Annotated in this window: 10 protein-coding genes; 4 read left to right on the top strand and 6 right to left on the bottom strand. The window is 63.2% G+C overall.

The annotated features are described in order from the left end of the window. Positions 1–76: 76 nt before the first annotated feature. The 6 genes from V1288_RS15160 to V1288_RS15135 all read right to left on the bottom strand — a co-directional run bounded on the left by V1288_RS15160 (position 77) and on the right by V1288_RS15135 (position 8,873). Positions 77–670: a GNAT family N-acetyltransferase gene (locus tag V1288_RS15160; protein WP_334357805.1), complete on the bottom strand. Its 594-nt coding sequence runs from the start codon at positions 668–670 to the stop codon at positions 77–79. Positions 671–676: 6 nt separating this feature from the next. Further along, positions 677–2,179 carry a glycerol kinase GlpK gene (glpK, locus tag V1288_RS15155; RefSeq protein ID WP_334357804.1) on the bottom strand — a complete coding sequence of 501 codons (1,503 nt, stop codon included), beginning with the start codon at positions 2,177–2,179 and terminating at the stop codon, positions 677–679. A gap of 311 nt (positions 2,180–2,490) precedes the next feature. After that, positions 2,491–3,633: a pimeloyl-CoA dehydrogenase small subunit gene (gene pimD, locus V1288_RS15150; RefSeq protein ID WP_334357803.1), complete on the bottom strand. Its 1,143-nt coding sequence runs from the start codon at positions 3,631–3,633 to the stop codon at positions 2,491–2,493. Between the two features lie 121 nt (positions 3,634–3,754). Next, positions 3,755–4,945 carry a pimeloyl-CoA dehydrogenase large subunit gene (gene pimC, locus V1288_RS15145; protein WP_334357802.1) on the bottom strand — a complete coding sequence of 397 codons (1,191 nt, stop codon included), beginning with the start codon at positions 4,943–4,945 and terminating at the stop codon, positions 3,755–3,757. Positions 4,946–4,981: 36 nt separating this feature from the next. Next, a complete protein-coding gene (pimA, locus tag V1288_RS15140) occupies positions 4,982–6,655 on the bottom strand; it encodes a dicarboxylate--CoA ligase PimA (RefSeq protein ID WP_334357801.1) in 1,674 nt (557 codons plus the stop codon). A gap of 121 nt (positions 6,656–6,776) precedes the next feature. Next, the gene (locus V1288_RS15135) at positions 6,777–8,873 is read right to left on the bottom strand and encodes a 3-hydroxyacyl-CoA dehydrogenase NAD-binding domain-containing protein (RefSeq protein WP_334357800.1); all 2,097 of its coding nucleotides are present in this window, start codon (positions 8,871–8,873) and stop codon (positions 6,777–6,779) included. Between the two features lie 184 nt (positions 8,874–9,057). Here V1288_RS15135 and V1288_RS15130 point away from each other — a divergent pair, with 184 nt between their 5' ends. The 4 genes from V1288_RS15130 to V1288_RS15115 all read left to right on the top strand — a co-directional run bounded on the left by V1288_RS15130 (position 9,058) and on the right by V1288_RS15115 (position 12,388). Next, positions 9,058–9,921 (top strand): IclR family transcriptional regulator, encoded by an 864-nt coding sequence (locus tag V1288_RS15130; protein ID WP_334357799.1) that lies wholly within the window; start codon positions 9,058–9,060, stop codon positions 9,919–9,921. 69 nt (positions 9,922–9,990) lie between these two features. Then, complete coding sequence (locus V1288_RS15125; RefSeq protein ID WP_334357798.1) at positions 9,991–10,788, top strand: ABC transporter ATP-binding protein; 798 nt, start codon at positions 9,991–9,993, stop codon at positions 10,786–10,788. Then, positions 10,785–11,498, top strand: a complete 714-nt coding sequence (locus V1288_RS15120; RefSeq protein WP_334357797.1) for an ABC transporter ATP-binding protein — start codon at positions 10,785–10,787, stop codon at positions 11,496–11,498. Before V1288_RS15125 ends, V1288_RS15120 begins: the two co-directional genes overlap by 4 nt. Positions 11,499–11,509: 11 nt before the next feature. Continuing rightward, complete coding sequence (locus V1288_RS15115; protein ID WP_334357796.1) at positions 11,510–12,388, top strand: branched-chain amino acid ABC transporter permease; 879 nt, start codon at positions 11,510–11,512, stop codon at positions 12,386–12,388. Position 12,389: the final 1 nt, after the last annotated feature.

The following is a 12,389-nucleotide window of genomic DNA, read 5'->3' as shown; positions in this document are numbered from 1 at the left end:
CTCCTACCCAGGAACGTAAGACGTGTATCATCGGGGACAAGCCCGGTGATGACGCTTGAGTGTGCGACGACACCCATTACTCAATAATCGGCACATGCCGCGCCACGTCGCGCGGCACTGTTCCATTGAGCCGCGGATCGTTGACGATTTCGACCTGCCGCCGGAATGGACGAAAGCCCGAGCGCTGGTAGAAGGCGAGCGCGGCGGGATGATCGAAGGTACAGGTGTGCAGCCAGACGCGCGTAACCGGCCGCGACCATGCGAGCTCCAGTGCGCGGTTCATCAGCCAGCGGCCGGCACCCGTTCCGACAAGTTTTTCGGTGACCCCGAAAGAGACGAGTTCGCATTGTCCGGGCTCGCGAAAATCCAGTTCGAGCAAGCCTTCGTCGTGTCCCTCGTGGGCCAGCGCGTAGACCTCCACCCGCGGCGATTGAATGATCGCAGCCAATTCCGCGTCGGACATCCGCATCCTTGAAATCCACAGCCATTGCTGGCCGACGCGACAATAGAGATCACGAAACCAGTCGAGCGCGAGAACATCGACCCGCCGTAGCGACCACGAGCCTGCGGGATCGGAACGCGGCGCGGGGCGCGCGGTCATTTCCAGATGCGTGACGACGGCGGCGATCTTGCCGGCAGGGACGTCGGAATGGCCGTCGGGCAGGATCATCCGACGCTACTCCCCCTCATCGCTTGCCAGGACGCCCTTCACCGCCCTCGCCCATCCGGCCAGCTTGCGCTCACGCGTCGCCACGCTCATCGCCGGCTTGAAGCGGTGCTCCAGCCGCCAGTTGTCGGCGAACTTTGCGGGTTCGGGATAGACGCCGGCCTGCAGTCCCGCGAGATAGGCGGCGCCGAGCGCGGTGGTCTCCTGGATCATCGGGCGATCGACCGGGGCGTCGAGCAGGTCGGCGAGGCGCTGCATGGTCCAGTCCGACGCCGTCATGCCGCCGTCGACGCGGAGTACGATGTTGGCGGCGGTCGCATCCGGCCAGTCGGCGCGCATCGCGGCCCAGAGGTCAAAAGTCTGGTAGCAGACGCTTTCCAGCGCAGCATGCGCCAGTTCGGCCGGGCCGGTGTTGCGGGTGAGGCCGAACAATGCGCCGCGGACGCGGGGGTTCCAGTAAGGCGCGCCGAGGCCGACGAAGGCCGGCACCAGATAGACGCTCTGCATGGAATCGGATTTGTCGGCAAGCGGGCCGGTCTCCGACGCCTGCTTGATGATGCCGAGGCCGTCGCGCAGCCACTGCACCGCGCTTCCTGCGACGAAGATCGAGCCTTCGAGCGCATAGGTGCGCTTGCCGTTCAGTTGATAGGCAATGGTTGTGAGCAGCTTGTTCTTCGAGGCGACCGGCGTAGTGCCGGTGTTGAGGAGCGCGAAGCAGCCGGTGCCGTAGGTCGATTTGATCATGCCGGGCGTGAAGCAGGCCTGGCCGATGGTCGCCGCCTGCTGGTCACCGGCGATGCCTGAAATCGCGATCGAGCCGCCAAACAGGCTTGGGTCGCTATCGCCGAATTTGGCGGAGGAGTCTTTTACCTCGGGCAGCATCGAGCGCGGCACGCGCAGGAGCTTTAAGAGCTCGTCGTCCCACTCGCCGGTGTGGATGTTGAACAGCAGCGTGCGCGAAGCGTTGGTGGCGTCGGTCGCGTGCACCTTGCCGCGCGTCAGGCGCCACAGCAGATAGCAATCGACGGTGCCGAACATCAGCTCGCCGCTACGCGCGCGTTCGCGCGCGCCCGGGACGTGGTCGAGGATCCAGGCGACTTTGGTTCCGGAGAAATAGGGATCGATGATCAGGCCGGTCTTGGCCGAAATCGCAGGCTCGTGGCCCTCGGCTTTTAGTTTAGCGCAGATGTCGGCGGTACGGCGGTCCTGCCAGACGATGGCGCGGTGCACCGCCTGACCCGTCGCGCGGTCCCACACCACGGTGGTCTCGCGCTGGTTGGTGATGCCGATCGCGGCGATGTCCTGCGCTTTCAGGCCGGCTTTCTCCAGCGCCTCGCGGCAGACCGCTATTGTCGAGGTCCAGATGTCCTCCGGCTCGTGCTCGACCCAGCCAGACGCCGGAAAATGCTGCGGGAATTCCTGCTGCGCCGTGGCGGCGATGGAGATGTCTGATCGAAACACCATGGCGCGTGAGGACGTGGTGCCCTGATCGATGGCCAGCACAAAGGACATGACGTTGCTTCCCCGGGACATTTTAGTTGCCAAGAGGCAATCCGATTGGGCGGCGAAGGTCAATATGCGGGAGGCGACGCCTTCTCTTACCCTCCCCTGGAGGGGTCCGAGACGAGCGGAGCTCGCTCGTGGGTCGGCTCGCATGGAGCGAAGCGAAATGCGAGACGGGGTGGGGTGACGGTCTCTCAACTCGGGCACTGTTCGAGTGGAGAGACCGTCGCCCCACCCCGCCGCTCTACCGGACGACCCTTCGCGTCGCCGGGTCGCATCGACCCTCCCCCTCCAGGGGAGGGTAAGATACGGCAGGGGAACTACACCAGCCCGCCCGCGTCGGTGACGCGGCGGAGGTGGTAGTCGGTGTCGCCAAAGGTGTTCTCGATCATGGTGAGCCGCTTGAAGTAGTGGCCGATCTTGGCTTCCTGGGTCATGCCGATGCCGCCGTGAAGCTGGATCGACTGCTGACCGATGAACTTGCCGGATTTGCCGATCTGCACCTTGGCGGCAGCGACCGCGGTGGCGCGCTCTTTCGCGCTGTCGAAATCGGCCGCCATGGTCGCAAACATCGACATGCTGCGGGCCTGTTCGAGCGCCACGAACATGTCGGCGGCGCGGTGCTGCAGGGTCTGGAAGCTGCCGATTGGCACGCCGAACTGCTTTCGGGTCTTGAGATATTCGACGGTCGACTTCAGCGATTCATCCATCGCGCCGACTGCTTCCGCGCACATTGCGGTGCGGGCTTCATCCACCACGCGCTCGATCAAAGGCAAGCCGTTCTCGGGATCGCCGATTGCGGCATCAGCGCCGACCTCGACGCCGGTGAAGGCGATGTCGGCCGCATGCAGGCCGTCCTGAGTCGGATAGCCCTTGCGGGTGACACCCTTGGCATTGGCCGGCACCAAAAACGCGCCGATGCCGCTGCGATCGCGTTGCGCGCCCTTGGTGCGCGCGGTCACGATCAGGGTGTCGGCGTTCTCGCCGTTGAGCACGACGAATTTCTCGCCGTCGATGACCCACCCCGAACCCTTCTTCTTGGCTGATGTTGCGACATCGCCGAGATCATAGCGCGAGTTCTTCTCGAGCTGCGCAAATGCAAAAGTCTTGCTGCCGTCGATGATGCCGGGGATATGCGCGGCCTTCTGCTCGGCCGAGCCGCCATGGCGCAGGAAGCCGCCGCCGACCACCACGGTGGCGAGATACGGCTCCAGCACCAGCGCCTTGCCGAGCGCCTCCATCACGATCATGGTCTCGACCGCGCCGGCGCCAAAGCCGCCATCGGTTTCGGCAAACGGCAGGCCCAGCAAGCCCTGCTCGGCGAGCTTGCTCCAGACGGCCTTGCTCCAGCCACCCTTCTCCTTCTGGTACTTCTTGCGCGCATCGAAATCGTAGGAGTCGGTCAACAGACCGTCGATGCTTTCCTTGAGAAGGCGCTGCTCCTCGGACAAATCAAAATCCATGTTCGTTACTTTCCGACCTCTATGTCGTCATGGCCGGGCTTGACCCGGCCATCCACGACTTTCCTATCCTCAAAACAAGACGTGGATGCCCGGGACAAGCCCGGGCATGACGGTGGTGGGCCTACAGCCCCAGCACCGCCTTGGTGATGATGTTGCGCTGGATCTCGTTGGAGCCGCCGTAGATCGAGACCTTGCGGTTGTTGAAGTAGCTCGGCGCGATCTGGGCGGTCCAGTCCATGGTCTCGTTGGAGCCGTCGTCGCCGTGCACGTCGTAAGGCGCCGCGAACGGGCCGATTACTTCCATCAACAGTTCGGTGGTGGTCTGCTGGATCTCCGAGCCCTTGATCTTCAGCACCGAGGATGCCGGATTGGGCTTGCCCTTGCCGTGCTTGCCTTCATCCGCGACGACGCGGAGCTGGGTGAGCTCGAGCGCCTTGAGTTCGATCTCGCAGGCGGCGAGCTTTTCGCGGAAACCCTGGTCCTCGATCACGGGCTTGCCGTTCTGTTCGACCTTGGAGGCGAGCTCCTTGATGCGGCGCAGCCGCTCCTTGGAGACGCCGACGCGGGCGATGCCGGTGCGTTCGTTGCCGAGCAGGAATTTTGCGTAGTCCCAGCCCTTGTTCTCTTCCCCGATCAGATTCTCGACCGGCACCTCGACGTCGTCGAAGAACACTTCGTTGACCTCATGGCCGCCATCGATGGTCTCGATCGGGCGCACGGTGACGCCCTTCGACTTCATGTCGAAGACGATGAAGGAGATGCCCATCTGCTTCTTCGCATTACTGTCGGTGCGGCACAGGCAGAAGATCATGTCGGCGTGCTGGGCGAGCGTGGTCCAGGTCTTCTGGCCGTTGATGATGTACTTGTCGCCCTTGCGCTCGGCCTTGGTCTTCAGCGAGGCGAGGTCCGATCCCGAGCCGGGCTCCGAAAAGCCCTGGCACCACCAGTCGTCGACATTGGCGATGCGCGGCAGATACTGCTTCTTCTGCTTCTCGTTGCCGAAGGTGTAGATGACCGGGCCGACCATGCTGACGCCGAAGGCGAGCGGCGCCGGCGCCGGATGCATCTGCAGCTCTTCGTTGAAGATATAGTGCTGTACCGAGGTCCAGCCGGTGCCGCCATATTCCTTCGGCCAGTGCGAGACGCCCCAGCCCTTCTTGTTCAGGATGCGCCACCAGGCGACCATCTCGTCCTTGGAGAGATGGCGGCCCTCCACCATCTTGCGCCGCGTCTCCGGCGGCACGTTGTCCCGGAAGAAGGCCCGCACCTCCTCACGAAACGCGATTTCTTCCTTGCTGAAAGCGAGATCCATCGGATCCTCCTGTGAGCGAATAATTCCAAATTCCGGTTACGCGACGTCTTTCTTGATGGTGGCCTGCGGCGGCGATTGCTGCATGCGCAATTCGTGGCGCGACAATTTTCCGACCGGCGTGCGCGGCAACTCGTCGACGAAATCGACCGCCGCCGGAATCTCGTGCTTGCCGAGCTTGCCGGTGAGGAAGGCGCGCAATTCATCCAGCGTGAAGGGCTTTGCATTCGCGCGCAGCTTGATGAAGGCTTTTGCGGCTTCGCCGCGATAGTCATCTGATATGCCGATCACGATCACTTCCTGCACCGAAGGGTGCGTGTAGATCGCCTGCTCGATCATCTGCGGATAGACGTTGAAGCCGCCGGAGATGATCATGTCCTTCTTGCGATCGACCAGATAGAAATAGCCGTCGGCGTCCATGTAGCCGATGTCGCCGGTGAGAAAGCGGTCGCCGACGAAGGCTTCCGCGGTTTCTTTCGGCCGGTTCCAGTAGCCTTTGGTGACGTTCGGACCGCGGATTCTGATTTCGCCGACTTCGCCCACCGGCATCAGTTTTGTGGGGTCTTCCAGCGACACCACGTCCATCTCGATGCCGGGCAGCATCAGGCCGATCGAGCCGGGCTTGTCCGGCCCATCCTTGGGGTGAGCGGTGCCGGGCGAGCAGGTCTCGGTCATGCCCCAGCCGCTCTTCAGCTTCATGCCGACCCGGCGCTCGAAGATTTTTGCGACCTCGACCGGCAGCGGCGCGCCGCCGGAGCCGCAGGACACCAGCGAGGACAGATCGCGCTTGTCGAGATCGGGAAGTGCTGCGATCGCGATCCACATCGTCGGCACGCCCGGGAATGAAGTGGCGCGCTTGATCTCGATATCGCGCATCACGGCCTCGACGTCAAAACGTTGATGCAGCGAAATCAGATTGCCGCGGCGGATCGACGACAGCAGCACCACGGTCAACGCATAGATGTGGAACAGCGGCAGCACGCAGATCACGCGCTCGATCGCATTGCGCTCGGCGCGCGCCGGCTTGCCCCAGATGTCGTAGACCGAGACTGCGGACGTGAGATTGCCGTGGCTGAGCATCGCGCCTTTTGGAAGCCCTGTCGTGCCGCCGGTATATTGCAGCAGCGCGACGTCATCGACCGAGATCGCCGGCCACCGCGCGGGCTTCGCCGCGCCGTCGGTGAATTGGCTGCAGGTGACGATCTTCGGATTATCCGGCAGCGCCGTCTGCGGCGTTCCGGCCTTGCCCCAATAATCGTCCTCGCAGACGATCAGGCGGTCGAGCAGGCCCTTGTCCAGGAATTTCAGTGCGGTCGGCAGCAACGCCGAAAGATTGCTGGTGACCAGCACGCGCGCGCCGGAATCGGTGAGCTTGTGCGACAGCGCGATCTCGCCGTCGAGCGGCGACAAATGCACGACGCGGGCGCCTGCCTTCAGCGCGCCGAAGAAATTGACGGGATGGTCGGGCGAATTGCCGAGGAACAGCGCGACCGAACTGTCCTTGCCGTAGCCGGCGCGCAGAAAGGCGCTGGCGGCAAGTTCGACCTTGTCTTCCAGTTCAGCGTAGCTGATCGGCCGGTCGCGGAATTCGATAGCGGGGCGCGGTCCGAATTCCGCGGCGGCCGCCGACAACAGGTCCGGCAACGTTCCGCGCGCGATCGGATCGTCCCAGCGGACGCCTTCCGGATAGAACTGTTCGCCGGGATGGGTCATGGAAGCGCTCAGTGGAAGCCGTCATTCCGGGGCGCGCGGCGCGCGAACCCGGAATCTCGAGATTCCGGGTCTGGTGCTGTCGCACCATCCCGGAATGACGTGTGGTGGGAGCAGTGCCCCATCAAGCCGCCTTCGACTGCGCGGCCAGCGACGCAAAGGTCTTGCCTTCCGCGGCCAGACGCTTGAGCAGCGGGGCCGGTTCGAGCGAGGGATCGTTGGTCTCCTTGGCGTAGTAGGAGAGACGATCGGCGATGTGCTTGAGACCGACCTGGTCGGCATAGAACATCGGGCCGCCGCGATAGATCGGCCAGCCATAGCCGTAGAGCCAGATCACGTCGATGTCGCTCGGACGCGCCGCGATGCCCTCTTCCAGGATGCGCGCACCCTCGTTGATCATCGGGTACATCATGCGCTCGAGGATCTCGTCGTCGCTGACGACGCGCTTCTTGCGGCCAAGACGCTGCAGCGTCTCGTCGATCAGTTTTTCGACGTCCGGATCGGGCAACGGCGCGCGCGAGCCGCCTTCATACTTGTAGTAGCCCTTGCCGGTCTTCTGGCCGAAGCGTCCGGCCTCACACAGCGCGTCGGCGATTTCCGACTTGATGCCGCGATCTTTGCGCGAACGCCAGCCGATATCGAGGCCGGCCAGATCGCTCATCGCGAACGGGCCCATCGGCATGCCGAACTTCGTCACGACAGCGTCGACCTGCTGCGGCAGCGCACCTTCGAACAACAGCTTCTCGGACTGCTTGCCGCGTTGGGCCAGCATGCGGTTCCCGACAAAGCCGTCACAGACGCCGACTACGGCCGGAACCTTGGCGATCTTGCGGGCGATCGAAACCGCTGTGGTCAGCGCATCCGGCGCGGTCTTGTCGGCGCGGACGATCTCGCACAGCTTCATGACGTTGGCAGGCGAGAAGAAGTGCATGCCGAGCACGTCCTGCGGACGCTTTGTCACTTTCGCGATTTCGTCGATGTTGAGATAGGAGGTGTTGGAGGCCAGCACCGCGCCCGGCTTGGCGTGCTTGTCGAGCGCCTCGAACACTTCCTTCTTGACCGCCATGGTTTCGAACACGGCTTCAATCACCAGGTCAGCGTCCCTGACGTTCTCCAGGCCAACGACGCCATTGATCAGTCCCATGCGCTTGGCGGGCGCATCCGCCGGGATACCGCCGCGGGCCGCGGTGGCCTCGTAGTTCTTCTGCATCACGCCCATGCCGCGCTTGAGCTGCTCTTCGCCAGTCTCGATCAGCGTCACCGGGATACCGGCATTGGCGAACGACATCGCGATACCGCCGCCCATGGTGCCGGCGCCGATGATGGCGACGCGCTCGACCGGACGCGCCTTGGTGCCCTCAGGCACGCCGGCGATCTTGGCGGCTTCGCGCTCGGAGAAGAAGGCGTAGCGCTGCGCTTTCGACTGGTCGCTGGCGACGAGCTTGAGGAAACCTTCGCGCTCTTTCTTCAGTCCCTCGTCGAACGGCAACTCGATCGCGGCGCGCACGGCATCTGCCGCCGCGAACGGCGCTTCGAGCCCGCGCGCCTTCTTGGTCAGCGCTGCGACCGCATTGGTGAAGATCGAGATGTCGGCCTTGGCCGCCGCGAGCTTGGAGTCGTCGTCGCGCAGCTTGCGCAGCGGGCGCTTCTCCGCCAGCACCTTGAGCGCAAAGGCCTCGCCGCCGGCCGCCGGACCTTCGACGATCTCCTCGATCAGGCCGTTCTTGAGGGCTTCCGCCGCGCTGATCGGATCGCCGCTGACGATCATCTTGACCGCAAGTTCAGGGCCGACCGCGCGCGGCAGCCGCTGCGTGCCGCCGGCACCGGGCAGAAGGCCGAGCTTCACTTCGGGCAGGCCGAGTCTGGCCTCCTTGGTCGCCACGCGGTAGTGGCATGCCAGCGCGACTTCCAGACCGCCGCCGAGCGCAGTGCCGTGAATGGCGGCAACGATCGGCTTCGGCGAGTTCTCCATCAGGACAAGTACTTCGGCGAGCCCCGGAGGCTTCGGCGGCTTGCCGAATTCGGTGATGTCGGCGCCGGCAATGAAGGTGCGGCCGCCGCAGGTCAGCACGATGGCCTTCACTTCGGCATCGGCGATCGCGCTCTTCATGCATTCGAAGATGCCGCCGCGCACCGCAGCGCTCAGCGCGTTGACGGGAGGACTGTCGACCGTGACGATGGCGATGATGTCATGACGCTCGAGTTTTACCACTTCGCTCACGGGACTCTCCCTGGATCGTTTGTTCTCTGGATCGTTTGTTCTTGGATGCCGCTCGACTTGCGTTGAGTGGCTACGGTCAATCTCGCCGATTTCGCACTGCGAAATTTAATTCCACATCTTGACAGGGAGGGTTATTTTGAAGCACGTCCCTTGTCAACGAGCTCATCAGCAGCAGTAGCGGGTAATGAAGCGTCCAGGGAAAAAGGTGGCGACTGATCGCAGCTTCGTCGTCGCACTCTCCCGCGGACTCGATGTGTTGCGCGCATTTCATCCCAATGATGGGCTGCTCGGCAATCAGGAACTCGCTGCCCGTACCAATTTGCCGAAGCCGACCATTTCCCGGCTGACCTATACCCTGACCAAGCTGGGTTATCTTACACCCGTTCCGCGGTTCGAGAAGTATCAGCTCGCGCCGTCGGCCATGGCGCTGGGGTATGCCGCCCTTGCCAATCTCGGCGTTCGGCATTTGTCCGAACCCTACCGGGAAGAACTGATGCGCGAGACCGGCGGCGCCGTCGCCGTCGGCGGACGTGACCGCCACAGCATGATCTATTTCGGGCAGAGCCGTACCGGGCTACTCGGTGTGCAGCTCGACGTCGGTTCGCGCGTACCGATTGCGACTACCGCGATGGGGCGCGCCTATATCTGGGCGCTGCCCGAGGATGAGCGCGCCACCTTGTTGCGCGAACTGCGCGATCATTACGGTAGCCGCTGGTCGCGGATGCGCGACGGCATCGAACGCGCGGGGGAAATGGTTGCGCGTCACGGATTCACGATCTCCGCAGGTGAATGGCAAGAGGACGTGCACGCGGTAGGTGTGGCGTTGAAGCTCAATGACGGAACCGGACCGTATGCCTTTAATTGCGGTGCGCCTGCTTTCCGCTTCACGGAAGATCGCTTGATCAACGACATTGGACCTCGCCTTGTCACGATGGTAAGGAACATCGAGGCAGCGTTGGGTGGCGCAGCCCCGCAATCAAAAAAAACAGAGAACAAGAAGTCGAAACCAGGAGGGAAAGTTGCACGTTTGGCCGAGGGGATCAGATAGCCTTCATCACGACCGGCGAAACCATTCGCAAGGTCTTTCCCGCTCCGTGATCAGAGCGGGCGGGGCGCGATGACGCAGGCACAGCTCGCGCAGGGAAGTGCCCCCCTGCTCGCGGTTCGCGACGTCAGCGTCGTGTTCGGCGGCATCATCGCGTTGAATGGCGTGTCCTTTGACATGCACAAAGGCGCAATCCTCGGCCTGATCGGACCGAACGGCGCCGGCAAGACGACGCTGTTCAACTGTCTCTCCAGACTCTATCAGCCGAGCTCCGGCGATATCCTGATGGAGGGCGCGAGCATCCTGACGCGCCCGCCGCACCGGATCGCCGAGATCGGCATCGGCCGCACCTTCCAGAATGTCGCGCTGTTTCCGAATCTCTCCGTGCTCGACAATGTTCGCGTAGGCACGCACTCCCGCACCACCAGCGACATCGTCAGCGACTCGCTGAAGCTCGGCAAGGTCCGCCGCCTCGAGGCCGAGGTCAACAAGAAGGTCCACGAGATACTGGATTACCTGGATCTCAATGACGTCGCCCACACGGTGGTTTCCGGTCTGCCCTTCGGCACCCAGAAGCGTGTTGAGCTCGCGCGTGCGCTCGCCGCCGACCCGAAGATCCTGCTGCTCGACGAGCCCGCCGGCGGCCTCAACCACGAAGAAGTCTACGTGCTCGGCGATTTGATCCGCCGGATTCGCGACGAGCGTCACATGACCGTGCTGCTGGTCGAGCATCACATGGGTCTGGTGATGTCGATCGCCGATCACGTCGTCGCTCTCAACTTCGGCCGCAAGCTCGCCGAGGGAACACCGGCCCAGGTCCAGGCCGACCCGGATGTCATCAAAGCCTATCTGGGGAGCAAGGACCAATGACCGCGATGCTCAACATCAAGGATCTCCGCGCCTATTACGGGCAGGTCCAGGCGCTTCACGGCCTCTCGTTCGCGCTCAACGAGGGCTCGCTGACCACCCTGCTCGGCGCCAACGGCGCCGGCAAGACCACCACCTTGCGGGCGATCTGCAACATGGTGCGTTCGACCGGCGCGATCGAGTTCGAGGGCAAGCCGCTCTCCGGCAAGTCGACCGAAAACGTGGTCCGTCTCGGCATTGCGCATGTGCCGCAGGGCCGCGGCACCTTCACCACCATGACGGTGGAGGAAAACCTGCAGTTAGGGGCCATCACCCGCACCGACAAGAAGAATATCGTCGCCGATATCGAGCGGATGTATGAGCACTTCCCGGTGCTGAAGGAACGGCATACCCAGCAGGCGGGCACGCTGTCGGGCGGCGAGCAACAAATGCTCGCGGTGGCGCGCGCGCTGATGCTGCGGCCGCGACTGATGCTGCTGGATGAGCCGTCATTCGGCCTGGCGCCGTTGATCGTGCGCGAGCTGTTCAAGATTCTCGGCAAGATCAACCGCGAGGACAAGGTCACCATTCTGGTGGTGGAGCAGAACGCGCAACTGGCGCTGGAGCTCGCCGACCAGGCCTATGTGATCGAAACCGGGAAGATCGTGATGTCGGGCAACGCCAAGGACATCGCGAACAACGAAGACGTTCGCAAATCCTATCTCGGCTACTGAGGAGCAGGACAATGGAGCTTTTTACCAACCAAGTCCTGGCCGGGATCGCCACGGGCGCGATCTATGCCTGTATGGCACTCGCCGTCGTGATGATCTACCAGGCGATCGACCATCTGAATTTTGCCCAGGGCGAAATGGCGATGTTCTCGACCTTCATTTCCTGGCAGTTGATGCAGTGGGGCATACCCTACTGGTGGGCTTTCCTGATCACGCTGATCATTTCCTTTGCCGGCGGCATCGTGATCGAGCGGCTGCTGTTCAAGCCGCTCGCCAAGGCCCCGGTGCTGACCAACGTCGCCGGCTTCATTGCGCTATATGGTATCATCAACAGCGTCGCCGGGCTGATCTGGGACTTCACCATCAAGCAGTATCCCACCCCGTTTGGATCTTCGCCGTTCCTCGGCAGCCAACTGATCTCGACCCACCAGGCCGGCATGATCGGCGTCACCGTACTGCTGCTGATCGCACTTTATGTCTTCTTCCAGTTCACGCGGATCGGTCTTGCAATGCGCGCCGCCGCCGCGCTGCCTGAATCGGCGCGGCTGGTCGGCATCAACACCTCATGGATGATCGCGTTGGGCTGGGGCATGGCGTCCGCAATCGGCGCGATCGCCGGCATCCTGATCGCACCCGTCGTGTTCCTGGAGCCGAACATGATGTTAGGCGTGCTGCTCTATGGCTTCGCCGCGGCCGTGCTCGGCGGCCTGACCTCACCGCTCGGCGCCGTGATCGGCGGTTTCCTGGTCGGCATCTTTGAAAATCTCGCCGGAACCTACATTCCCGGCGTCGGTAACGAGCTGAAACTGCCGATCGCGCTTGCGCTGATCATTACCGTCCTGGTCTTCAAACCCGCTGGCCTGCTGGGCCGGCCCATCGTGAAGCGAGTTTGAT

Source organism: Bradyrhizobium sp. AZCC 2176 (genome assembly GCF_036924645.1).
In the GTDB taxonomy this organism is placed as follows: Bacteria; Pseudomonadota; Alphaproteobacteria; order Rhizobiales; family Xanthobacteraceae; genus Bradyrhizobium.
Note: the sequence above shows the minus strand (reverse complement) of the source record. Positions and strands in the feature narration are given on the sequence as shown.